The organism is Arthrobacter sp. Y3221087 (assembly GCF_059089905.1).
Window position 1 is genome coordinate 183,955 of the sequence record NZ_JBNHFE010000004.1, and the last position, 21,875, is coordinate 205,829.

At 66.7% G+C, this 21,875-nt stretch carries 23 protein-coding genes; 11 read left to right on the forward strand and 12 right to left on the reverse strand.

Annotated elements, in window-relative coordinates; translation table 11 throughout:
* Positions 1-7: 7 nt before the first annotated feature.
* A complete protein-coding gene (locus tag AC5RUO_RS14360) occupies positions 8-3,385 on the forward strand; it encodes a DNA polymerase III subunit gamma and tau (protein WP_494103881.1) in 3,378 nt (1,125 codons plus the stop codon).
* 75 nt (positions 3,386-3,460) lie between these two features.
* Entirely contained in the window at positions 3,461-4,060 is a 600-nt protein-coding gene (gene recR / locus AC5RUO_RS14365) for a recombination mediator RecR (RefSeq protein WP_009359069.1), read from the forward strand.
* A gap of 24 nt (positions 4,061-4,084) precedes the next feature.
* Here the strand turns inward: recR and AC5RUO_RS14370 are convergent, their stop codons facing one another.
* The 4 genes from AC5RUO_RS14370 to AC5RUO_RS14385 form a co-directional block, all read right to left on the reverse strand.
* The gene (locus AC5RUO_RS14370; protein WP_494103882.1) at positions 4,085-5,188 is read right to left on the reverse strand and encodes a hypothetical protein; all 1,104 of its coding nucleotides are present in this window, start codon (positions 5,186-5,188) and stop codon (positions 4,085-4,087) included.
* Positions 5,189-5,331: 143 nt separating this feature from the next.
* A complete protein-coding gene (locus AC5RUO_RS14375; RefSeq protein ID WP_494103883.1) occupies positions 5,332-5,586 on the reverse strand; it encodes a hypothetical protein in 255 nt (84 codons plus the stop codon).
* Positions 5,510-6,463 carry an ABC transporter permease gene (locus AC5RUO_RS14380; protein ID WP_494103884.1) on the reverse strand — a complete coding sequence of 318 codons (954 nt, stop codon included), beginning with the start codon at positions 6,461-6,463 and terminating at the stop codon, positions 5,510-5,512. The genes AC5RUO_RS14375 and AC5RUO_RS14380 overlap by 77 nt, the downstream gene beginning before the upstream one ends.
* A complete protein-coding gene (locus AC5RUO_RS14385; RefSeq protein ID WP_494103885.1) occupies positions 6,460-7,425 on the reverse strand; it encodes an ABC transporter ATP-binding protein in 966 nt (321 codons plus the stop codon). The genes AC5RUO_RS14380 and AC5RUO_RS14385 overlap by 4 nt, the downstream gene beginning before the upstream one ends.
* 207 nt (positions 7,426-7,632) lie before the next feature.
* On the opposite strand from AC5RUO_RS14385, the gene AC5RUO_RS14390 reads away from it, so the two are divergent.
* Entirely contained in the window at positions 7,633-8,991 is a 1,359-nt protein-coding gene (locus AC5RUO_RS14390) for an aspartate kinase (RefSeq protein ID WP_494010854.1), read from the forward strand.
* 84 nt (positions 8,992-9,075) lie between these two features.
* Here the strand turns inward: AC5RUO_RS14390 and AC5RUO_RS14395 are convergent, their stop codons facing one another.
* Entirely contained in the window at positions 9,076-9,279 is a 204-nt protein-coding gene (locus AC5RUO_RS14395; protein WP_494010855.1) for a hypothetical protein, read from the reverse strand.
* 171 nt (positions 9,280-9,450) lie between these two features.
* Entirely contained in the window at positions 9,451-9,693 is a 243-nt protein-coding gene (locus AC5RUO_RS14400; RefSeq protein WP_494010856.1) for a hypothetical protein, read from the reverse strand.
* A 79-nt stretch (positions 9,694-9,772) separates the two neighbouring features.
* On the opposite strand from AC5RUO_RS14400, the gene AC5RUO_RS14405 reads away from it, so the two are divergent.
* The 4 genes from AC5RUO_RS14405 (at position 9,773) to AC5RUO_RS14420 (ending at position 12,142) form a co-directional block, all read left to right on the forward strand.
* On the forward strand, positions 9,773-10,240 hold the full coding sequence (locus AC5RUO_RS14405; protein ID WP_494010857.1) for a MarR family winged helix-turn-helix transcriptional regulator: 468 nt from the start codon (positions 9,773-9,775) through the stop codon (positions 10,238-10,240).
* Positions 10,241-10,339: 99 nt separating this feature from the next.
* The gene (locus AC5RUO_RS14410) at positions 10,340-10,885 is read left to right on the forward strand and encodes an SSI family serine proteinase inhibitor (RefSeq protein ID WP_494103945.1); all 546 of its coding nucleotides are present in this window, start codon (positions 10,340-10,342) and stop codon (positions 10,883-10,885) included.
* Positions 10,854-11,795 carry a 3-methyladenine DNA glycosylase gene (locus AC5RUO_RS14415; protein ID WP_494010858.1) on the forward strand — a complete coding sequence of 314 codons (942 nt, stop codon included), beginning with the start codon at positions 10,854-10,856 and terminating at the stop codon, positions 11,793-11,795. The genes AC5RUO_RS14410 and AC5RUO_RS14415 overlap by 32 nt, the downstream gene beginning before the upstream one ends.
* A complete protein-coding gene (locus tag AC5RUO_RS14420; protein WP_494010859.1) occupies positions 11,792-12,142 on the forward strand; it encodes a serine protease inhibitor in 351 nt (116 codons plus the stop codon). Before AC5RUO_RS14415 ends, AC5RUO_RS14420 begins: the two co-directional genes overlap by 4 nt.
* A gap of 73 nt (positions 12,143-12,215) precedes the next feature.
* Here the strand turns inward: AC5RUO_RS14420 and AC5RUO_RS14425 are convergent, their stop codons facing one another.
* Positions 12,216-15,284, reverse strand: a complete 3,069-nt coding sequence (locus tag AC5RUO_RS14425; protein ID WP_494103886.1) for a S8 family serine peptidase — start codon at positions 15,282-15,284, stop codon at positions 12,216-12,218.
* Positions 15,285-15,592: 308 nt separating this feature from the next.
* Positions 15,593-15,778, reverse strand: coding sequence for a hypothetical protein (locus AC5RUO_RS14430; protein ID WP_494010861.1), 186 nt, complete (start codon positions 15,776-15,778; stop codon positions 15,593-15,595).
* A gap of 268 nt (positions 15,779-16,046) precedes the next feature.
* Here AC5RUO_RS14430 and purS point away from each other — a divergent pair, with 268 nt between their 5' ends.
* The 4 genes from purS (at position 16,047) to AC5RUO_RS14450 (ending at position 20,259) form a co-directional block, all read left to right on the forward strand.
* Positions 16,047-16,298: a phosphoribosylformylglycinamidine synthase subunit PurS gene (gene purS / locus AC5RUO_RS14435; protein ID WP_009359059.1), complete on the forward strand. Its 252-nt coding sequence runs from the start codon at positions 16,047-16,049 to the stop codon at positions 16,296-16,298.
* Between the two features lies 1 nt (position 16,299).
* Complete coding sequence (purQ, locus tag AC5RUO_RS14440; protein WP_494010862.1) at positions 16,300-17,073, forward strand: phosphoribosylformylglycinamidine synthase subunit PurQ; 774 nt, start codon at positions 16,300-16,302, stop codon at positions 17,071-17,073.
* On the forward strand, positions 17,070-19,379 hold the full coding sequence (gene purL / locus AC5RUO_RS14445; RefSeq protein ID WP_494103887.1) for a phosphoribosylformylglycinamidine synthase subunit PurL: 2,310 nt from the start codon (positions 17,070-17,072) through the stop codon (positions 19,377-19,379). Before purQ ends, purL begins: the two co-directional genes overlap by 4 nt.
* A 64-nt stretch (positions 19,380-19,443) precedes the next feature.
* A complete protein-coding gene (locus AC5RUO_RS14450; protein WP_494010864.1) occupies positions 19,444-20,259 on the forward strand; it encodes an SGNH/GDSL hydrolase family protein in 816 nt (271 codons plus the stop codon).
* 5 nt (positions 20,260-20,264) lie between these two features.
* Here AC5RUO_RS14450 and AC5RUO_RS14455 read toward each other — a convergent pair whose 3' ends face one another.
* Genes AC5RUO_RS14455 through AC5RUO_RS14470 form a run of 4 tightly spaced genes read right to left on the reverse strand, consistent with a single transcriptional unit; the run spans position 20,265 to position 21,857 of the window.
* Entirely contained in the window at positions 20,265-20,558 is a 294-nt protein-coding gene (locus AC5RUO_RS14455) for a DUF503 domain-containing protein (RefSeq protein WP_494010865.1), read from the reverse strand.
* Positions 20,559-20,572: 14 nt separating this feature from the next.
* A complete protein-coding gene (locus tag AC5RUO_RS14460) occupies positions 20,573-20,893 on the reverse strand; it encodes a putative quinol monooxygenase (RefSeq protein ID WP_494010866.1) in 321 nt (106 codons plus the stop codon).
* Positions 20,890-21,444 (reverse strand): DUF1990 domain-containing protein, encoded by a 555-nt coding sequence (locus AC5RUO_RS14465; protein ID WP_494010867.1) that lies wholly within the window; start codon positions 21,442-21,444, stop codon positions 20,890-20,892. The genes AC5RUO_RS14460 and AC5RUO_RS14465 overlap by 4 nt, the downstream gene beginning before the upstream one ends.
* Positions 21,441-21,857 carry an MmcQ/YjbR family DNA-binding protein gene (locus AC5RUO_RS14470; protein WP_494010868.1) on the reverse strand — a complete coding sequence of 139 codons (417 nt, stop codon included), beginning with the start codon at positions 21,855-21,857 and terminating at the stop codon, positions 21,441-21,443. The genes AC5RUO_RS14465 and AC5RUO_RS14470 overlap by 4 nt, the downstream gene beginning before the upstream one ends.
* Positions 21,858-21,875 lie beyond the last annotated feature (18 nt).

Consider the following 21,875-nt stretch of genomic DNA (forward strand, 5'->3'; position numbering starts at 1 on the left):
CGGCAGGATGTCGGCCCGGATTGGTAGGGTTTTCTCTGTGACAGTTACTACCGCCCTCTACCGCAGATACCGTCCCGACTCGTTCGCCGACGTCATCGGTCAGGAGCATGTCACCGAGCCGCTCATGACGGCTTTGCGGAAAAACCGCGTCAACCACGCCTACCTTTTTTCCGGCCCCAGGGGCTGCGGCAAGACCACCTCCGCCCGCATCCTGGCCCGCTGCCTTAATTGCGCCCAAGGCCCCACAGACACCCCTTGCGGTCAATGCCCCAGCTGCGTTGAACTGGCCCGCGGCGGCTCCGGCTCGCTGGATGTCATCGAGATCGACGCCGCCAGCCACGGCGGTGTTGACGATGCCCGTGACCTCCGTGAGCGGGCCACCTTTGCCCCTGTCCGGGACCGCTACAAGATCTTCATCATTGACGAGGCCCATATGGTCACGTCTGCAGGCTTCAACGCGCTGCTGAAAATCGTTGAAGAACCGCCGGAACACATCAAGTTCATCTTTGCCACCACCGAGCCGGACAAGGTCATCGGCACCATCCGCTCACGCACGCACCACTATCCCTTCCGGCTGGTACCGCCCGAACCCCTGATGGCGTACCTGGAACTGCTGTGCAGCCAGGAGAATGTCCCCGTGGCCCCCGGGGTCCTGTCGCTGGTGATTCGTGCCGGAGGCGGGTCGGTCCGTGACTCGCTGTCCGTCCTGGACCAGTTGATGGCGGGGGCCGGTCCCAACGGGCTCGATTACGAACTCGCGGTGGCGTTGCTTGGCTACACCCACGCCTCGCTCCTGGATGACGTTGTGGAGGCTGTGGCCGCCTCCGATGCCGCCACCGTTTTCCGGGCAGTGGACCGCGTCATCCAGACCGGCCACGATCCCCGCCGCTTCGTTGAGGACCTGCTGGAGCGCTTCCGCGACCTGATCATCGTCAAGGCCATGCCGGAGAGCGCCCACACCATCCTGCGCGGGATGCCCGCGGACCAGATTGCCAGGCTGCAGAACCAGGCGCACAACCTTGGTTCGGCAGAGCTGTCGCGGGCCGCGGACGTCACCAACACGGCACTCACGGAGATGACCGGGGCCACGTCCCCGCGACTGCACCTTGAGCTGCTCTGCGCGCGGATCCTGCTGCCCACGTCCGACCAGAACGAACGCGGCCTGGCGGCCCGGATGGACCGGGTTGAACGCCGCTTCAGCTACGCCGGGAACAACGTCGATGCTCCCGCCGGCGCAGGCGCAACCGGCACCCCCGCAGCCGCATCGGTTACCGCCGCACCCGTTGCCGCCGCCGCACCTGCCCCTGCCGTCGCACCACCGCCACGGCGCGAGGAGCCTCAGCCGGTCGCTACCGTCCAGCCGGCCGGACCGGAATCCACTCCCCTCGAACCGCGTCCCGCCGTTCCAGCATCCGGTGGCCAGGGATCTCCGGAAACAGGTCCCAGGGCTCCCCTGACCCCTCCCCGCGTGAGCACCAACGACTGGCCGGTTGAAGGACCGGGCCAGCAGTTGTCTCGAGACCAGGTGTCGGAACGCCCGGTATCCCGGGGCCCAGTGCCCGAACGCGCTGCGCCCGAACGCCCGGCTCCTGCCGGGCCCGGCCCGGAGCGTCCGGCACCGGAAAGCCCTGCACTGGAAAGCCCGGCAGCGGACCGTGTTCCGGCAGCTGCCACAGCGGCTCCGAGCGACGCTGCTCCTCAAAAAACTTCCCCGGCCAATCCCCCTGCCATGGGCGACGTGGAGGTTCTCCGCCGCGCCTGGCCGGATGTGCTCCAGACGTTGTCCAGGATCAAGCGCAGCACCTGGGCACTTGTGGAGCCCAACGCCCAGGTCAGCGCTTTTGACGGTGCCGTCCTGACCCTGTCTTTTACCACCTCAGGTCTCGCCGGCGCTTTCGGGCGGGCTGACCATTCAGAGAACCTCCGCCAGGCCATCCACAAGACGGTGGGGATCGACTGCCAGATCAATGCAGTTGCCGGTGGCGCCAGCCAGGCGAGCTCTGAACCAAACCCAAAAGCACCATCCCGTCAGGCGGCCGCCCCCACTTCAGCTGATGTGGCGTGGGGCCTGGCCCCCGCGCCTGCACCTGCACCGGAACCGGCAGCGGCAAAGCCTGCCGCGCAGGCGGCGGCTTCCGCTCCGGCGGTCGCTGAAGAGGGAACGCCCGTACCCCTGCCCACACGGCAACCGGCTCCCACGTCTTCCGTCCCGGTGACGGGAACCGGCAGCCCTGCACCCGGCCCCGTCAAACCGACATCCGGGCGGGGCAGCACGGCCCCTGAGGCAAGCGGGCCTCCCGCACTGGCGCCGTCCGGGCAGGCTGCTGCCCGCGCTGGATCCGGCCAGAATTCCTACCCTCCGCTGGAGGGCGACTACTCGTACTCAGATGACGACTGGGGCCCGCCCCGGGATGAAGACGCTCCCCCGCTGGATGAAGAACCTCCGGCGGACTGGGAGCCTTCGGCTGCATATACGGGCAGCCGCACAGCTGCATCTGTACCGGCAGCCAGCTGCACCAGGGGACCGGGCCCTGCCGGAGGAACCAGCACCGAAGGAACCGGCACCGAAGGAACCCGTCCCCCCGGATCCCCCGTCCAGACTTCCCCCGTCCAGCTTGCCCCAGGCACGTCCCCTGCCGCCGCAGCACCGGCATCCGCACACAAGCCGGCAGCGGACACACCCGTCCAGGATCCCTGGGCCCGGGCGGTGGAGCAGGCCCCGGGTGTGTGGGTGGTCGGAAACGAAAGCAACCTAGGACGCTTCCCCGCCTCCGCTGGGGAAACCCCATCAGGGCAGACGGCTGCGTCCCGCTACGAGCCGGCCACAGCCCGGGTTCCCCCGTCCATTCCGGTCTCCTCGGCGGGTGCAGCCAGCGAACCGGACTGGGGTCTTGCCACAGCTCCTGCCCACGCACCTGCAGACCAGGTACCGCCCATCCAGCAGGGGCGCGAATTTGGCGCGCCGTCCGCATCGGAGCCCGAAGCCGTCCGTGCACCGGAGTACGCGATGGCCGCTACTGCACCCGGCGCCGGCCCGGCCAACACCCTTGCCCCGGCGCGGCAGGCTCCTTCGGCTGCTCCCGCCGCCGTCCCGTCCAGGGCCGGCGCACCATCTCCTGCCGTTTCCCCTGCACCGGGAACCGGTAGCCGGCAAAGCCTGTACCAGCGGCTGTCCAACAGCCCCGAAGCTGAGGCCGGGCGGGCCAAGGCCCCGGCACGTGCAGCCGTGGCAGCGGCCACCTACGTCCAGGACATTCCGAGCGCCGACGATGAGACCATCGAGGAGTCCGGGGTGTTCGGCCGTGCAGCAGTGGAGCGTATTCTGGGCGGAAAGCTGATCGAGGAGCGCTCCGCGGACGGAAGCCCCCTCCCGCCCCGGTACTGACCCCGTTGTCCGGCGTGAACCGGATGGAACCGCTGTTGCATGACCCGCTGTCCATTCCAAGCTAAAGAGGAAACTGTGTACGAAGGTGCTGTCCAGGAGCTGATCGATGAGCTTGGACGCCTTCCAGGCGTGGGTCCCAAGTCCGCACAGCGGCTGGCGTTCCACATCCTTGAAGCGGATCCCCAGGATATGAAACGGCTGGTGGACGCTATCACCACCGTCAAGGACCGGGTCAAGTTCTGCACCGTGTGCGGAAACGTCACCGAGCAGGAGCTCTGCAATATCTGCCGGGACCCTCGCCGGGATCCCGCCGTCATCTGCGTGGTGGAGGAGTCCAAGGACGTACTGGCGGTGGAGCGCACGCGTTCGTTCCGCGGCCGCTACCACGTGCTGGGCGGGGCCATCAACCCCATCGCCGGCATCGGCCCGGAGCAACTCCGGATCCGTGAACTGCTGACCCGGCTGAACGACGGCGCCATCCAGGAAGTCATCATCGCCACCGACCCCAACCTCGAGGGAGAGGCGACGGCCACCTATCTGGCGCGAATGCTCAAGACCATCGGCATCACGGTCACCAGGCTGGCATCCGGCCTTCCCGTGGGCGGAGACCTTGAGTACGCGGATGAGGTCACCCTGGGACGTGCTTTCGAAGGCCGCCGCAACGCACTGACCTGATTTGCGAGCGGCCCGCCAGCGCCGCTAGGCCCCTTGCGGCGCGTTTCGACGGCGGGCCGCAGCAGCCGCGCGGGCAGCGGCCAGCAGGGCGGCTGTCACGCCTGCCTGCAGGAGAAGGCCCAGCGCTGCCAACGGCAACCGCGGGGAATCCTGGCTTCGCGGTTCACCATTGACACAGGGAACCGCGGTACCGTCCGCCGCTTCCTGCAGCGCCGCCGAAAGCCATCCGAGCAGCTCGGCGCCGGCGCCCGGCTGGCCGGCCAGTGCAACGAACACCACGGTTGGGCTGGCAGTGGCCAGCCAGGTGATCCGTTCCGTCCGGTGCACCTCGACGGTCCCGGCCGGAATACCGCTGCACTCATAGGCCACGGGAGTTCCGTCCGCTGCCCGCACCACGTTGAGGGCCACAGTCACCGGCTCCTCTGACCGCACGGCCGGGACCAGGAGGGAGGTGGCCGCAACTGTCCCCGCAACCAGGAACAAAGCCAGCGACCACCCCGCAAGCCGGCTCACGAACCTGTGGCGCGCCAGTGCTGCAACCGCCACCCCCATGCCAACGAAGATGGCACCTTCGACCGCTGCCAGGCCGGCCGAAATGGCCGCCACGTTTCCGGGCAGGCCGGCGGCAGCCGCTTGCATCAGCAGCGTCAACAGAACGAGCAGGGCGAATACCAGGCTGCGCAGCGCACCGGCGAGCACTGCCGTGGAAAGGCTGCGGCCGTGTTCCGGGCCGGTTGCCCCTCCTTGGGCGGACATTCCCCAATGAACTGCCGTCAGCGCGGCCGAGGCCGGAAGCAACGACGACGCCAGCACGTAGGTGAGCATCGGGACGGGCATCCATTCAGCTGAATCCCCGTCAGGTCCGGGCAGGAGGACCAGGCCAGCGACGACGACCCAGGTTGCGCAAAGCGACCCAACTGCCACTGCCCAGAAACGCAGGGTCCCCAGGCTTGCGGCCCAGTCGGCTGCAGCCGCAAGTACCGTCGCCCCGAGGCCAGGCCCCCGGCGCCGGGGCTCGCCGTCGTCGTCGTCATCTGCGGGCTGGAACCACTCGTCGGACCGCGGCCCTATCGGCTCGAAGTAGGGCTCAGGCGTGGATTTGGCGCCATCCTGCTGGTCATCGGCCACGGGAAGCCCACCTTTCGAAGGACAGCCCCAGCCCCGGCTGTGGCCGGGAGGTACCGGCCACCTGAATAGCAACTGCCTCCATGGTGGTCCAGCGACAGTGGGCTGTCCAGATCCACGCCCCGCCGCGGCTTGCCGGCAGACTCCTAGGCGATCCGCGTGCCGCGGGCCAGCCGGTGGGCAGGCGTCCGGAGGGCACGCCACCCAAGCCACATCAGGAGCCCTGACAGCACAAGCTGCAGCCCCAGGCCCAGGGGCCACAGAGGTGTCTTCTGGTTCAGGTAGGCGGGCTGGACAACCCCATTGGCGCACGGGTAGGTGCCCTCAGGTCCGGCGAGTGCGTAGCGGGCGCCCTGGCTGATGCCCTCGATGGCACCCGATGTGGGGAAGCCTTGCTGCATGCTGCGGTCCGGGTAAGGGATCGCATCCGCCACCACCACGTAGGGGTTCATTGCCAGGCCAGGCCACCCGTTCGGTCCGGGTGGCAGGCTGCTCCCGCATCGGGCCGACGCAGGTGTACTCCGGCTGGACCGGTTCGTTGGCCAGCGGCTCGTAAGTCCGGTACTGCGCATTGTTGGCCATAACCGTCCCCTGGGCGAGCCCGGCCCCCAGCCCGAAGGCAATCAGCGTTCCCACCGCCAGCCCGGCCACCGCAAGGTAGGTCACCACGATGGAAAACAGCGGCCGGCCGGCGAGGGCCGAAATGCCGACACCCAAGGCGCAGACAACACCCACTTCCACGGCGAGCATCAGCAGGGACACCAGCACGTGGCCCGGTGTCAGCCCGCCGAGCGCCACCCCTATGACCAGGAACGGCGTGCTGGCGACAAGGAACGCGAGGGCTGCCAGCCAGGCGGCAAAGAACTTTCCCCACAGGATCTGGCCGGGTTCCAGCAGTGTCACCTGCAGTATGGCCAGCGTTCCGCCGGCACGGTCACCGTTCACGGCGTTGGCAGACAAGGCCGGGGCCACCAGCAAGGCAAAGAGCAGGACGAACGCCAGCACTACCTCGAAAATCATTGATCCAGGGCCTGCTGATTCCGGCGGGATGGAGCTGCCGTAGGCCCGCTGGGCCGCCTGCTGTGCGTTCCAGCTGGCCCAGGTCAGCCACGTGACCAGTGCCGTCAGGACGAACCAGATGGCAAGCATGATGTACCAGCCGCGAGAGCGCAGGCGCTGTTTGAGTTCGAGGGCCACCACATGGCCGATGCCTGCCAGGTAGGCCCCGGTGTTGCCGGACAGTGATGTGTCCTGCCGCTTCTGCGCCACCGTGCTCACTGCCGCTCCCCCTCAAGGTTCATGTAGGTCTCTTCCAGGGCACCGGAGGCCGGGGCGAAGGACGTGATTCCGACGCCGGCAAGCACCAGGTCGCGCAGCAGCCGTTCCGCATCGGCGTCGTTCAGGAGCAGCAGGCTCACGCCCGGCCGGCGCCCGTCCTCGTGCCGGAACACCAGCCCCAGTTCGGTGAGCTTGGCGGCGAGCGCAGCCATATCCGACGCAGAGATCGAGTACCGCCGGCCGGACGCCGCAGCTTCCTCGGTGGTCTGCTGCCGCACGGTCCTCCCGTTGTTGACGAAGACGGCACCGTCCGCAATCTCGTCAAGCTCACTGAGGACGTGGGAGGAAACCACCACGGCCTTGCCCTCGGCCGCAAGCTGCCTCAGCATTGTCCGCAGCTCCACGCGGGACCCCGGGTCCAGGCCTGAGGCAGGTTCATCGAGGAGCAGGACAGAGGGATCGTGGATCAGTGCCCGCGCCAGGCTGAGCCGCTGCTGCTGGCCCCGGGACAGGACCCGGGCAGGCTGGTCGGCGAGGTCGGACAACCGGACGCGTTGCAGCATGTCCGCCACCCGCTCCCCGATCCCGGGAGCGGGAAGCCGGTAGAAACGCGCCATCTGGGTCAGGATTTCGCGGGCGGTCAGGGACTCCCAGACGCCCAGGGTGTCCGGCATCCAGCCGAGCCGGCTCCGGACCTCCGCGCGGTGCCGGGCCGGATCCAGCCCGCCCACGCTGATGGTGCCGCCGTCCGGCGCCAGCAGCGATGCCAGCATCAGCAGCAGCGTGGTCTTGCCCGCGCCGTTGGGGCCGATCAAGGCCGTCACCTTGCCGGCCGGGGCGTGGAAGTCCATATGCTCGACGGCACGTACCGCCCCGAAGCTCCTGCTCACCGCCCGGGCTGTAATACCGCCAAAGGAAGCCTGGCTGTCCGGCTGTTCTGATTTTTCCGGCGCTATTGCCATGTTTTGCGCACCTGTCCCCCACAGTCCTGAGCACGTTGACCCCTTGAGCGTACGCCTGCGGCCCCTTCGCGGCGCTCCTCCTGCGGGCTGAGATTCGGTCACAATTCAACGCCTCACTGCAGGCGGCGATAAACTGTCCCGGGAAAGTCGCGCCGTCCCGGCGTCAGGCTGCCTGGCCTCAAGAACCGATCCAACGAAGGTACGCGCATGAGTACGCCCACTACCGAAGTGCACAACGCAACACAGCCGCATGGGCTGTCCGCTGGCGGTGCGGTGACCAAACAGCTCATCGTGCAGAAATTCGGTGGCTCCTCCGTGGCTGACGCCGACGGCATCAAACGTGTTGCCAAGCGCGTGGTTGACGCGCAGGAAGCCGGCAACGAAGTTGTGGTTGTGGTGTCCGCCATGGGTGACACCACCGACGAACTCCTGGACCTTGCCGCGCAGGTGACCGATTCCGCTCCCGCCCGGGAGATGGACATGCTGCTCTCCGCCGGCGAGCGCATTTCCATGGCACTGCTGGCAATGGCCATCAACAAGCTCGGCGCCTCTGCCCAGTCCTTCACGGGTTCCCAGGCCGGCATGATCACCGATGGCATCCACGGCAAGGCCCGGATCATCGACGTCGATCCGCACCGCATCCGGACAGCCCTCGACAAGGGCAACATCGCCATCGTGGCGGGCTTCCAGGGCATGAGCCGCACCACCAACGAGATCACCACGCTGGGACGCGGCGGCTCCGACACCACCGCCGTGGCGCTGGCTGCGGCGCTCGAGGCCGACGTCTGCGAGATCTACACCGACGTGGACGGCGTCTACACCGCGGACCCCCGGGTGGTGCCCTCGGCCCAGAAGATCGACACCATTTCCAGCGAGGAGATGCTCGAACTTGCCGCCTCGGGCGCAAAGATCCTGCACCTGCGCTGCGTGGAGTACGCCCGCCGGTTCGGGGTCCCGCTGCACGTCCGCTCCTCATTCAGCCAGCATGAAGGCACCTGGGTCATCCCCAGCGCCGAAGACAAGATCACCACTCAAGAGGGAGTTGCCTTGGAGCAGCCAATCATCTCCGGCGTTGCGCACGACCGTTCCGAAGCCAAGGTCACGGTTGTGGGCGTCCCGGACATCCCCGGCAAGGCCGCCGCCATTTTCCAGGTCATCGCCGACGCCCACTCGAACATCGACATGATCGTGCAGAACGTGTCCACGCACGGGACGGGCCGGACGGACATCTCGTTCACCCTGCCCATCGTGGAAGGCGCCGACGCCCTGGCCGCCCTGCACGCGGCGCAGGACCAGATCGGCTTCGAGAGCATCGAATACAACGAGCAGATCGGCAAGCTCTCCCTCATCGGTGCGGGCATGCGCTCCCACCCCGGCGTGTCCGCCACCTTCTTCAAGGCGCTGTCCAACGCCGGCATCAACATCAACATGATCTCCACCTCTGAAATCCGCATCTCCGTGGTCACCCACGCTGACCTGCTGGATGAAGCGGTACGCGTGATCCACAAGGCCTTCGACCTGGATGCCGACAACGAGGCCACCGTGTACGGCGGAACCGGCCGCTAACCCCGGACCTCCCTACGAGAAAAGCCGGGCCGGCCTCCGTTCATTCGGAGGCCGGCCCGGCTTTTCCGGTTACACACCTATTTCTCAGGTTTCCCGCTCAAGGTCCTCGCGGCGGACAGCGTAGTGATGGCCGGACGAATCCGTTTCGACCACGAAGTGCGAAAGCTCCTCTTCGGAGGCCTGCTCAAACGCATCATGTTTGTGCACTACCGGCGAATCGGCGTCCAGCTGCGTGGCAGGTCCGAAGAAGAAGCGGAGCCTGTCCGTCGCGTTCATGAATCCGCTCATTACACGAGCCACTGTTTTCCACCCCCTTCCCGGTTTCCGGGGCAAAGAGCTGCTGCCTCCTGCCGGAGCCAGTGCCCCCATTTTACGCCCGAAGCCGGGAAATGGAGCCGGGTAACGGAGCGGCAGGCATGGCCGCGGGTGCTACTGGGCGGGGCGCCCGGATACGAACTTTCAGCGCAGGGACTTGTCTTCCGGGTTCCTGGGAACCACGTAGGTGCTGCCGTCGGGCCGCGTGATGGTTTCCCACTGCCGGCTTTCGGCCTGGCGCTGTGCCAGCAGCCTCCGGTTCTCCTCTGTCATGTCGTGGACCAGGGAGGAGCGGTTCGCAGGCCCGAAGATGGCCCTCAGCTTGCCGGTGGCGCGCATGAAGCGCTGCGACGCGTTGTCCTTGTTGTCCGGCTTGCCCTTGGCCATGTTCGGCTCCTTCCGCTGCCACTGGTTTTCTATCAACAGTGTACGCTAATAGTTAGTGCACTAATAATTGGAGGACTTCATGGATGCCGCCGCTACGGCCGACGCCAGCCAGGATGACGACCTGCTCCTGGAACACCAGCTCTGTTTCGCGCTGACGGTTGCAGCCCGCAGCGTCGTTGGGGCGTACAAGCCGGTCCTGGAGAAGCTGAACCTGACCCACCCCCAGTACCTGGTGATGCTGAGCCTGTGGGAAACGAGCCCCAGGACGGTCCGGAACATCAGCGACGCCCTGGCCCAGGAACCTGCCACCATTTCGCCACTGCTCCGCCGGCTGGAGGCAGCCGGATACATCACCCGCCGCCGGGCGGACGGCAATGAGCGGGCACTCGCCGTCGAACTGACGCCTGAAGGGGCCGCGTTGAGGCAACAGGCTTTGGAGGTTCCCGGAACCATGATGGAACGGCTCGGCCTGACCCGGAGCCAGGTCACGGAACTGCATGCCTCCATGATGGGGCTCATTGCCGCCACGTCCGGCGGAACCCCATAGCGGGCCTGCCCGCCCCGTTGGGACGGAACCACCGGGAAGGCACGGTATTGCAGCTAGAATCGAAGGGTGACTAGGGCGGTGCGCAGGACACGGCTGCAGATGGCAGGGCTGGCAATTGCTGCGCTGCTGATGTCCTCCTGCTCCCCCACTCCCGACGGCGGCAGCCCGGCCACATCGCCGGCACAGCCCACATCCCCGTCCCCAACGACCACCACCGCAACGGCCGAGCCGTCCCCGGACACGGAAACCACCGTTCCCGCGTCGCCGCCTGGCAGTTCCCGCCCGGCCGCCGGTCCAGGCCAGGGCAATGCAGAGTTGGCTATCACCGTGACTCCCGCTGAGGGCGAACCTGCCGTGAACTACACCCTGGTATGCCAGGCCGGCGTCCCTGCCGCCGAGAGCAGCCACCCGGCCGCCGAGGCCGCCTGCTCCGCCCTGAAGGAAAACACCGCGCTGCTGAGTCCCGAAATCCGCGGGACCGCCCAGGCATGCACCGAACAGTACGGCGGGCCCCAGACGGCCACAGTCAGCGGCGTGCTTGACGGCGTGCCCGTGGAGGCCGAGTTTTCCCGCACCAACGGGTGCGAAATCAGCGCCTGGGATGGTGCGAAGGATGTCCTGGGTGCCTCCGGTGGAGCAGCTTAGGCTGCTGGCGGCCGACGAATGGCGGGCACTGGAGGATGCCCACCAGCAGCGCGTCAGCCGCTACGCCGACCCCTACCTGGCACGACGTTCCGCCGGCCAAAAGCACCCGGTTGAAGACTTCCTCTTCACGTACTACACCCAGAAGCCCGGGCAGTTGCGGCGCTGGCATCCCGGCGCCGGGATGGTCCTGTTAGGCGAGGCCGCGGCCGCCCGCAGCGGCTGGAAGCACTACCGCACGCTCGACGACGGTGAACTCGCCTCCCTGGGGCTTCCGCCGGAAAGCAGCGCGGTGACCGTTGACGTGGCCGCCTTCCTTGAAGACCGCAGGGACGCGGTGGCTTTTGCCGGCATCATCTTGCGGGGCACGGCGGCGCGGCCGGCGCAGTTCGGCTGCTTCGGCCTGCACGAATGGGCAATGGTTTACCACCAGGACAGGTTCGACCTGCGCCACGAGTACCTGCGGCTCCGACTGGGTCCGGAGGGCACGGACAAGGTGGTGGAGGACAACCGGATCCGTTGCACGCACTTCGACGCCTTCCGCTTTTACACGCCGGATGCGATGCCCCTGAACGAGTTTGCGCCGAGCCGCGAGACCCAGCGGCTTCTGGAACAGCCGGGCTGCCTGCACGCCAACATGGATCTGTACAAGTGGGCCTATAAGCTGCTCCCGCTGCTTTCCAGTGAACTGGTGATGGATTGCTTTGAACTGTCTTGGCGGATCCGGGCCATGGACATGCAGGCCTCCCCTTACGACCTTGCCGAGTGGGGCTATCCCGCGATCCCCATCGAAACGCCACAGGGCAAGGCCGCCTACGTGGAGCACCAGCGCTCCTTCGCCGCCGAGGCAGCGGTACTGCGCGACAGGCTGGCACTGGAAATGGCAGCGGCTTCGGCGCCGGTCGCTGAATGATCGACCTCACCATCAGGCTCAGAGAGGACCCCGCCGGCGTCGAGTACGTGTTCCGGCTGAAGGCCCGTGACGGCGTTGTGTCCGGTGACACCACTTTGCCCGACCCGTACGCGGCCCTTGCAGCAGCGGAGCAGTTCGGTGGCCAGGTGTTCTTTCCGCAGCCGGGACCGCCACAGCTGTGTACCCAGCAGTACGGCGGGCCACAGGTCGCCGTGGTAACCGGCACCTTCCATGGCCGCCAGGTGGAATCGGTCTTCACCCGGACGGACGGCTGCGAAATTTCCCGGTGGAATGCCATGGCACCCCTCCTGGGCGGAGGTCCATTGGGCGGCGGCCGCGCCACCTGAACTCCCTGCAGGACGAGATGGCCCCGGCGGTTTCCACCGCCGGGGCCATGTCATCCTTTTCGAGCTTCGCCTGTCACGCCCCCGGGACGGCTTGGGCAAGGGCAATGGAGGGGGCTCCAGCCGGCGCAGCAGGCGCGTCGCCCACCCGGACGTTGACCCAGGTCCTGATTCCGTTTTCGCCGAGGCTCAGCCGGGACAGGTAGGCGCCTTGGGAGAGGCCGGTCCAGGACAGCGTCGCCGACGTTGCGGTGCCGTTCGGAGCCACGATCGGGTTCGGCTCCACGCTGAGGTTTCCGGCGTCGCCCGCGAAGGTCACGGCCTGCACCGAGGCACTCGCGGCACCATTGTCAGGCGTCGAGTAAAGGTTGACCACAATGTAGTACGTGCCCGCCCGCGGGGACTCAAGATCCAGGAACTCGCTGGCGGAGGCCGTGGCCACCTGGGTGGCGGTGAGGCCGCCCGAAGCGTTCGGCGCGTACACCACCATGTCCCAGTCGACGTCTTCCGACTGAGCTTGGACGCCCAGCCGGGCAAACGAGGCCCCCTGCGGAACAGTCACCTGAAGCAGCGCGTTATGCGCGTCGTTCCCTGGTGCGTATTCGCCGGGAGTCTTGGTGATGGCGGTCTCGCTCAAGGGCGCCAGGCCTTCCACTCCCACATTGATGGGACCATCGGAACCCGAAACCAGCTCCAGGGTGCCGCTGCCGTCACCTGAAGTCGAGCTGAAGGAGAACGACGGGGCGATCTGTGCGTCAACAGGACGGATGGCGATGGGCGAGCTGACAGTCCGGGGGCCCTTCCAGGTCAGGGTGCCCGTGCTGAATTTACCCACCGGGGCGGTGGCGTTCCGGATGGTCAGGGTGACCTCCCGGGTCTGGCCGGCCTTGGCGAAGTTCAGTGCCTTCGGCTCCACCTGGATATTGAAGCCTGCCATGTTGACTTCCGGCCGGTAAATTCCCGGAACCAGGGCGGTCAGCTGGCGTGTCACCTGGACTTCTCCCACCAGGCTGCCGAGTGCGACGGACGGCACATTCAAATCACGGGCCGCGATGGTGCCTGCCTGCGGAACTCCGGTTACCACGCCCTGGCCATTGAGGAAGCCGAGCCAGTCCCTGACGCTGGAATTGTAAACAAGCCCCGGATCGAGGACGCGGGTGGAGTCGATGTGTCCTGCGCCGCCCTGGAACGGGTCTGTGTTGGCGGAGCCGTCCGGGTTAAAGAGCGGGTAGGCGGTGGTCATCATCGCGGACTTGACCATAGCCGGGCTCCAGGTTGGTTGCTTGCCGAGCACCAGGGCGCCGAAGCCGGCGATGTGCGGCGCGGCCATGGAGGTTCCGGACATGAAGCCGAACTGGTCGCCGTTGTTGCCGATGGTTGATACGCCCGCCAGGACGTTGACCCCGGGGGCGGCGATATCCGGTTTCAGCAGGTCGCCGCCGGACGCAAGGGTGGGCCCGCGGGAGGAGAACCCGGCAATCTGCGGCGCCGGGGCCAGCGGTTCGCCGGTGAGGTCACCCTTCACCAGGCTGACCGTCAGGGATGGGTTTGCCTCAAGCTTGGACTTCAGCGCCAGGCTCTTGGGTGCGTTGACATGGACAGTGGGCAGCACATGGTTGTCGGCATCTTCGGAGCTGCTGGTGAGATTCACCAGGATCATGCCCACTCCGCCCTTGTCCTGGACTTCCTGGCTCTTGGCCATCCGGTCCACCACACCCCGGTCGCAGACCACCACTTTGCCGGCTACCTTCGCCGCATCAAGCGTCCCGGGAGCGCAGAGGTTGGCATTGGTAGCGCCCGCCGCGGCTGCTGCGGCCGCGACGATCACTGGTTTGTCCGCCACTTCTGTTTTCATGATGGACGCACCACGGTAGAGGGAGCCGTCGGAGACCTTGACGGTGCCCAGCAGGTCGCTGGGGAAGGTCGAGGCGGCAACGGTGGTCAGCCAGGGTGAGGCGTGGTTGACCGTTGAGACAGCGGGACCGGAGTTGCCGCCCGAAGCCGAGACGAAGACGCCGGCAGCCGCTACGCTCAGGAACGCCAGGGCCACGGGGTCCGTCGTGTTGTTGTTATTGCCGGAAATCGAGTAGTTCAGGACGTCCACGCCGTCCTTGATGGCAGCTTCAACGGCTTCCACCGACGCTGAGGAGTAACAGCCTCCGGTATCCGGGTTGGTGTCTTCCCAGCAAACCTTGTACACGGAAACCTTGGCCGCGGGAGCAACACCGGAACTCTTGCCGAAGCCTGAGCCGTCGATCACCTGGTCCACGTTGGCATTGCCGGCAGCCGTGGTGGCCGTGTGGGTGCCGTGGCTTCCGACATCGACCGGGGAGATGAGCTCCTCCGGCGCCCTGTTTTCGGGGGCCACATGCTGCAGGAAGGTATCAGCGAAGTACCTGGCACCTATCACCTTCGAGTTGCACTGGGAGCCGTCGAAGGACGCCCCGGCCCCCTGGCCCTCCTGGCATTCACCCTCGAAGGTGGTGCCGTCGGCCTTGAGCATGGCGATCTTGCCCTCGGCAGTGCGGTAGGGAACGCCCACTTGCGCAGGGCCGGTCAGCGGCTGGACGGGATCACCCTGGAGGAAGGGGTTGTCCGGCGCGTAGCCGGAGTCGATGACACCGACAACAACGCCCTTTCCCGCATTCGCTTCGCCGCCGAACTGCTTGGCCCATACCCCGTCCGGGCCGGTCAGCCTCAGGAAGTCGGTGGTGGTGTAGTCAGGAGTGTTCTCCACGTCGGGTGCGACCGCCAGGACCCGCTGGTCCTTGGACAGCTCCATGGCCTGGGCAGCTGTGAGTTCAGCCGTGAAACCGTTAAGCGCAGCGGTGTACTGCTTCCCCGGGGTTACGCCCTGGCTGGCGGCAACATCGCGCTGGACCTTGCGCAGATGTGCGTCATAGGCCTTGTAGGTGGGACTTCCGGCATCGAGCTTCCTGCCCGCCTGGGGCCTGGTGGCCCCCAGGCCCGCAGTTTCCCCCTCATAGGCTGCTGCTGCCGCACCCGCCAGAACCACGATGTAGCGGCCGTCCTTGAACTGCGTGGTCCCCGGGCTGGTGGCAGCCCCGTTATCCGGGCTGGCCGGTGCCACTGTGGCGGGAGGTATGGCCAACGACCCCAGGAGGAGCGGCAACCCCGCGGCCATTACCGCCGCCTTCCGGAACCCCCTGCCCCGCAAGGGGCTTCTTCCAGTTGATCTCACGTGCAACCCTTTCACGATGTACCGGCCCAGCCATGGTTGCGGGCCAGAAACGACTGGCATGGCACATCGGTTTACAGATCTTGTAATTGGATGAGACCAGCCGGTTCAAACAGTACAGAGTGAGAGACGAATATGACATAGGCCGGAGTGGGAGATTCTATTTGTTGTCACAGGCCTTATTTCTGCGGGCGCCGGGCATAAAAAAGGGCATCCCGAAGGACGCCCAATACACTTCGGCAGGGAGGGGGCGGCTACTGCCGGGGAGTCCGGACCACCTCGCTGATCCACTGCCGGGTCTTCTCGTCAACGGGCCCCGCCACACGGTTTTGCCTGGCCAGGCGGTCCGCTTTCAGTTTTTGCAGGACCATCCTGCCCAGTCCGGCGAACACCGCCGCGGCGACTACGGGCAACAGGACGGACTTCGAATTCTCTGCCATCCAGCAATCCTAGTGAAGCCGGTCCAGCAACTCCAGAACCTCCGGCGGACAGCCTGGCGATGGCCGACGCCGGGACGGTCCCCGCCACGGAAACCGCCGAATACGGGCAGGCCCGTTCCGGCCGGTAGAATGATAGGGCAAGCTCGCGGAGCGCCCGTCCTCAACGTTGTCCAAGGCAAGACCACCATGCCCCTCAACACCCCGGCACGGCGTGAGACGGCACCACTCCGCTGCGCCATTACCCAAGCTCACGCACAGGAGTTACCGGATGCCCCGGATCGTTGTTGACGTCATGCCCAAGCCCGAGATTCTGGACCCCCAGGGGAAGGCGATCGTTGGCGCTCTCCCCCGGCTGGGCTTCACCAGCTTCAGCTCTGTCCGCCAGGGCAAGCGATTTGAACTGACGGTCGACGGAGAGGTGACCGAGGCCATCCTGGCCCAGGCACGCGACGCCGCCGAGACCCTCCTCTCCAACCCCGTGATTGAGGACGTCGTCAACGTCGAGGTCGTCGAGGCCTGAGATGACTGAACTCCCCCTGATCGGCGAGGCTGTGGCCGTCGCCGCCAACCCGCGGCTTGCGGGCGCGAAGATCGGCGTTGTCACCTTCCCCGGAACACTGGATGACCGTGACGCCGCCCGCGCCGTGCGCCTCGCCGGCGGCACCGCCGTCGAACTGTGGCACGGCGATACCGAACTTGGTGACGTGGACGCCGTCGTCATCCCCGGCGGTTTCTCCTACGGCGACTACCTGCGTGCCGGCGCCATCGCCCGCTTCGCCCCGCTCATGTCCAGGATCATCGACGCCGCCAACAGCGACGCCAAGCTTCCCGTCCTTGGCATCTGCAACGGCTTCCAGATCCTTACCGAGTCGCACCTGCTGCCCGGTTCGATGATCAAGAACGACCACCTGAAGTTCCTGTGCCGGGACCAGGTGCTGCGCGTGGAAAACAACGCAACGGCCTGGACCCTGGACTACCAGGCGGGCCAGGAAATCACCATCCCGCTGAAGAACCAGGACGGCCAGTACATCGCGGACGAGAAAACCCTCGACGCACTGGAGGCCGAGGGCCGCGTGGTGTTCCGCTATGTCGGCTTCAACCCGAACGGGTCCCGCCGCGACATCGCGGGTATCTCCAACGCCGCCGGCAACGTGGTGGGCCTCATGCCGCACCCGGAGCACGCCACCGAACCCGGCTTTGGCCCGGAATCGCTGGACGGCATCGGCGGGTCCGACACCGACGGCCTGGGCTTCTTCACCTCCGTATTGACCAAGATTGTGGGAGGCGACAAGTGAGCATCGACACCACCAAGAAGTTCAACATCGACACGGTTGAGAACGCCGCCAAGACCCCGGACACCGAACTGCCCTGGGCCGAGCTTGGCCTCAAGCAGAACGAATTCGACGAGATCGTCAAGGTCCTGGGCCGCCGCCCCACCGGCGCGGAACTGGCCATGTACTCCGTGATGTGGAGCGAACACTGCTCCTACAAGTCCTCCAAGAACCACCTGCGCCAGTTTGGCCAGAAGGTCACCGAGGAAATGAAGAAGGACATGCTGGTGGGCATCGGCGAGAACGCCGGAGTCACCAACCTGGGGTACGGCTGGGCCGTGACCTTCAAGATCGAATCGCACAACTCGCCGTCGTTCGTTGAGCCCTACCAGGGTGCCGCGACCGGCATCGGCGGCATTGTCCGCGACATCATCTCCATGGGCGCCCGTCCGGTGGCGGTCATGGACCCGCTGCGCTTCGGCGCCATCGACCACCCGGACACGGCACGCGTGATGCACGGTGCAGTGGCCGGCATCGGCGGCTACGGCAACTCGCTGGGCCTGCCGAACATCGGTGGCGAGATGGTCTTCGACTCTGTCTACCAGGGCAACCCGCTGGTCAACGCCCTCGCCGTTGGCGTCATGCGCCACGAGGACATCCGCCTGGCCAACGCGTCGGGCAAGGGCAACAAGGTGGTCCTGTTCGGTGCACGCACCGGCGGTGACGGCATCGGCGGCGCCTCCGTGCTGGCCTCCGAGTCCTTCGACGACACCAAGCCGTCGAAGCGTCCCGCCGTCCAGGTGGGCGACCCCTTCGCCGAGAAGGTCCTGATCGAGTGCTGCCTTGAACTGTTCAAGGGCTCCCTCGTGGAGGGCATCCAGGACCTGGGCGCCGCAGGCATTTCCTGCGCAACGTCGGAGCTTGCCTCCAACGGCGACGGCGGCATGCAGGTTGAGCTGACCTCCGTCCTGCTGCGCGACCCCACCCTGACCCCGGGCGAGATCCTGATGTCCGAGTCGCAGGAACGCATGATGGCCGTCGTGACCCCGGAGAACGTGGAAGCGTTCGAGGCCGTCATGGACAAGTGGGCGGTGGAGTACTCTTGGCTCGGCGAAGTGACCGACACCGGCCGCCTCATCATCACCTGGGAAGGCGAGGTGATCGTCGACGTCGATCCCCGCACCGTGGCGCACGACGGACCGGTCTACGACCGTCCGTTTGCCCGGCCCGAGTGGCAGGACGCCCTGCAGGCCGACACCTTCACCGGATCCGTGCAGGACGCCGGCCGGCCCGGAGCCCCCGCGGAATTGGCCAAGGCCGTCACCGAACTCGTGGCGTCGCCGAACATGTGCTCCAAGTCATGGATCACGGACCAGTACGACCGGTACGTGGGCGGCAACACCGCCATGGCGTTCCCGGATGACGCCGGCGTGGTCCGCGTGGACGAGGAAACGGGCCTGGGCGTTGCCCTGGCCACCGACGCCAACGGCCGCTACACCTACCTGGACCCCTACCACGGTGCGCAGCTGGCGCTGGCTGAGGCCTACCGCAACGTTGCCACCTCCGGTGCGGTGCCCATGGCTGTCAGCGACTGCCTGAACTTCGGCTCCCCCGAGGATCCGGACGTCATGTGGCAGCTGGCCGAGGCCATCCGCGGCCTGTCGGACGCCTGCATGGTGCTGGGCATCCCGGTCACCGGCGGCAACGTCTCGTTGTACAACCAGACGGGCACCACGGCCATCCACCCCTCCCCCGTGGTGGCAGTGCTGGGCAAGCTCGACGACGTCGCCCGCCGCACGCCGTCCGGCTGGCGCGAGGATGGCCAGGCGATCTACCTGCTGGGCACCACCGCTGCCGAACTGGACGGTTCCGAATGGGCCAACATGCGCGGCCACCTGGGCGGGCAGCCGCCGAAGGTGGACCTCGACGCCGAGCGCGCCCTGGGCGAGATCCTGATCAACGCCTCGCGCGACGGCATGATCGACTCGGCGCACGACCTCTCCGAGGGCGGCCTCGCCGCAGCCCTGGTGGAGTCCTCGCTCCGTTACGGCGTGGGTGCCAGGATCGCGCTGCAGGACGTCCTGGACCGCGACGGCGTAGACCTGTTCACGGCGCTGTTCTCCGAGTCCCAGGGCCGCGCAGTTGTTGGCGTTCCCCGCTCCGAGGAAGTCCGCTTCACCGACATGTGCAAGGCCCGCGGCTTTGCCCACACCCGCATCGGTGTGGTGGATGCGGCCAGCGGCGCGCTTGAGATCAACGGCGTGGAGAGCCTGTCCCTGGACGCCCTCCGCGAAGCCCATGAAGGGACCCTGCCGAAGTACTTCGGCTGATTCCCCACTCGTAAAACGGAAATCCGCACCCCTTCAAGGTGCGGATTTCCGTTTTAATCGTCCTATGGGCAAGCTGGCAAGGTTCCTGGCTGTGCTGCTGTTGCCGGTCCTTATCGTGATCGCGGCCGCACCGACTCCGCCTCCTGCCACCGGGACAGCCTTCCCCCGCAGCATTGCCGCCCTGGGCGATTCCATATCCCAGGCCAACAGCGCCTGCTGCAGCGCCGGTGACCACCCCGGACAGTCCTGGTCCACCGGTGACGTCCCCGGCGACGGCGTGGCCAGCCATTACGAACGGCTGCTCCGTCTGGAGCCGGCCATCAGGGGGAACAACTTCAACCACTCCGTCAGCGGGGCGAAGGTTGCAGATTTGCCCCGGCAGGCCGCCCAGGCAGCCGAAAGCCATGCCGCATACGTCACCGTCCTGGCAGGGGCCAACGATCTGTGTACGGCTTCCGTGGAAAGCATGACACCCGTGGACGAGTTCCGCTCGCATGTGGCTGAGGCGTTGATGATCCTGGATCAAATGTCGCCTCAGCCCAGGGTGCTGGTCAGCAGTATCCCGGATATCCACCAGCTGTGGATTGTCCTGCGTGCCGAGCCCGCCGCCCAGTCGGCCTGGTCCGCCGGCCGGATCTGCCCGGCCATGTTCGGTGCCCCAGCGACCGAAGAGCAGCGGCAGCAGGTCCTCCAGCGCCATCAGGCCTTCAACTCCGTGCTGGCCGAAACCTGTGCCCGGTACGAGGGCTGCCGGACCGACGGCGGGGCCGTTTCCGCCCACGTACCCAGCCCTGCCGACGTGAGCACGCTGGATTACTTCCACCCCAGCCTCCAGGGGCAGGCCAGGTTGGCCGAAATCACCTGGAACGCGGCCTGGTAGCCGCATCAGTCCTCGCTGTGGATCTCCCGCTGCCGGGCGCTGAGCAGTTCGATTTCAGGGCGCCCGGCAACGAAGCGGTCGACGGCGTCGAGCACCTCCACGAGGTGCGCCCGGTCCGCGGCCACCAAGCCAACGCCAACCTTTGAGCGCCGGTACTGGTCATGGTCGCCTACTTCTGCCACCGAGACATCGAAGCGGCGCTTGAGTTCGGCGAGCAGGGGCCTGACGACGGACCGCTTCCCCTTCAGGCTGTGGACGTCGCCCAGGAGGATGTCGAACTCGATCCAGCCGATCCACACAGGTCCGGGCCTTCCTACTCGATGGTGAGCTCACCCATCCGGTCCCAGCCGTCGCCGTCGAGCTGGCGGCTGATGATCCTGGGGGTTTCGGCGAGCGCCTGCGGCATGTCAGCCATGGCCTGCTTGAAATGGACGCTGTTGACATGGTCACCCGCGGCGTCGTCCTTGAAGGCTTCCACCAGCACGAACTCGTTGGGATCGTCCACGCTGCGGGACCAGTCGAACCAGAGGTTCCCGGGTTCCTCCCTGGTGGCCTTCGTGAAGCCTTCCACCAGGCCCAGCCAGCGCTCCGACCATTCGGGCTTCACTTTGAACTTGACGACGATAAAGATCACTGGGGAGTTCCTTCCGCGGCGAGTGTTCGTGCCCCTTCAATGTACCGGGAAGTCACATAGCGCTGCGCGGCCCTGGTCACCAGTCCGCCCGCGGCGTAGAACCAGTTGCCGGGCCTGCTGAAGGCCCGGATCCGAAGGAACACCTCACCCGCCCTGTTGATTTCCACCTCGAAGGACTCCTCGCCGCGGGCAGGGTGCCCCGGCAGGGTCCCGTAGCCAAAACCGGCCGACTGCGGCATGCCGTCCGGGGAAGGCTCATGGACCCAGACCACCTCACACGGTGCCTTGAGCCGGAACGGCCCCGCACCGAACCCGCTCACCACCCGGGCCCCGGGCAGCACTGCGGGTGAATCCGTCCGGACCCGCAGCCCCGCCCGCCTGTGCAGCTCCCATGCCAGGATGCCTTGCGCCACGCGCCGGTAAACGTCCAGGCCGGTACCCACGCGGGCTTCTTCCAGGACGCCCGTGAATCCTGCAGGAACTGCACCGCGCTCCGTGCTCCCCACTCCCGGGTAGTTAAGGGTGCCCTTCACCAGCGGCTTCCCGGTCACTGCTTTGTCCCGTGGGCACCGGACAGGCGCGGCCACCCCAGCTGTTCCTGCTGCTTCCGGTTGAGGCCCGCCACCACCAGGTCGTAGGAGTCTTCCACCATGTCGCGGACCATGTCATCCGGCAGTGCCCCGTCCAGGCGCACGCCGTTCCAGTGGGTCTTGTTCATATGCCAGGCACCCGTGATCTCCGGGTGGGCAGCACGCAGTTGGACGGCCAGGGACGGCTCGCATTTGAGGTTCACGTAGAAGTCCCGGAGGTCCATCGAGGACAAGGCGAAAAGCTTGCCCCCGGATGCAGTTCCGCCGCCACTGCGGGCCCGGACCTTAAATACTGCTGTCTCCGGCCCGAACGGGTAATCCTCGTAGGCGCCCGGGAAGGACAGGCAGATTATCCGTAGCGCGTCGGGGTCCATGAAGCCAGCCTATAAAGC

Coding starts and splice junctions, on each gene's coding strand:
- AC5RUO_RS14360 (WP_494103881.1), top strand. CDS start 8: ATGTCGGCCCGGATTGGTAGGGTTTTCTCTGTGACAGTTACTACCGCC.
- AC5RUO_RS14375 (WP_494103883.1), bottom strand. CDS start 5,586: ATGCAGCAAGGCTTCCCCACATCGGGTGCCATCGAGGGCATCAGCCAG.
- AC5RUO_RS14385 (WP_494103885.1), bottom strand. CDS start 7,425: ATGGCAATAGCGCCGGAAAAATCAGAACAGCCGGACAGCCAGGCTTCC.
- AC5RUO_RS14390 (WP_494010854.1), top strand. CDS start 7,633: ATGAGTACGCCCACTACCGAAGTGCACAACGCAACACAGCCGCATGGG.
- AC5RUO_RS14395 (WP_494010855.1), bottom strand. CDS start 9,279: ATGAGCGGATTCATGAACGCGACGGACAGGCTCCGCTTCTTCTTCGGA.
- AC5RUO_RS14400 (WP_494010856.1), bottom strand. CDS start 9,693: ATGGCCAAGGGCAAGCCGGACAACAAGGACAACGCGTCGCAGCGCTTC.
- AC5RUO_RS14405 (WP_494010857.1), top strand. CDS start 9,773: ATGGATGCCGCCGCTACGGCCGACGCCAGCCAGGATGACGACCTGCTC.
- AC5RUO_RS14410 (WP_494103945.1), top strand. CDS start 10,340: ATGGCAGGGCTGGCAATTGCTGCGCTGCTGATGTCCTCCTGCTCCCCC.
- AC5RUO_RS14415 (WP_494010858.1), top strand. CDS start 10,854: ATGTCCTGGGTGCCTCCGGTGGAGCAGCTTAGGCTGCTGGCGGCCGAC.
- AC5RUO_RS14420 (WP_494010859.1), top strand. CDS start 11,792: ATGATCGACCTCACCATCAGGCTCAGAGAGGACCCCGCCGGCGTCGAG.
- AC5RUO_RS14425 (WP_494103886.1), bottom strand. CDS start 15,284: ATGGCCGCGGGGTTGCCGCTCCTCCTGGGGTCGTTGGCCATACCTCCC.
- AC5RUO_RS14430 (WP_494010861.1), bottom strand. CDS start 15,778: ATGGCAGAGAATTCGAAGTCCGTCCTGTTGCCCGTAGTCGCCGCGGCG.
- purS (WP_009359059.1), top strand. CDS start 16,047: ATGCCCCGGATCGTTGTTGACGTCATGCCCAAGCCCGAGATTCTGGAC.
- purQ (WP_494010862.1), top strand. CDS start 16,300: ATGACTGAACTCCCCCTGATCGGCGAGGCTGTGGCCGTCGCCGCCAAC.
- AC5RUO_RS14450 (WP_494010864.1), top strand. CDS start 19,444: ATGGGCAAGCTGGCAAGGTTCCTGGCTGTGCTGCTGTTGCCGGTCCTT.
- AC5RUO_RS14470 (WP_494010868.1), bottom strand. CDS start 21,857: ATGGACCCCGACGCGCTACGGATAATCTGCCTGTCCTTCCCGGGCGCC.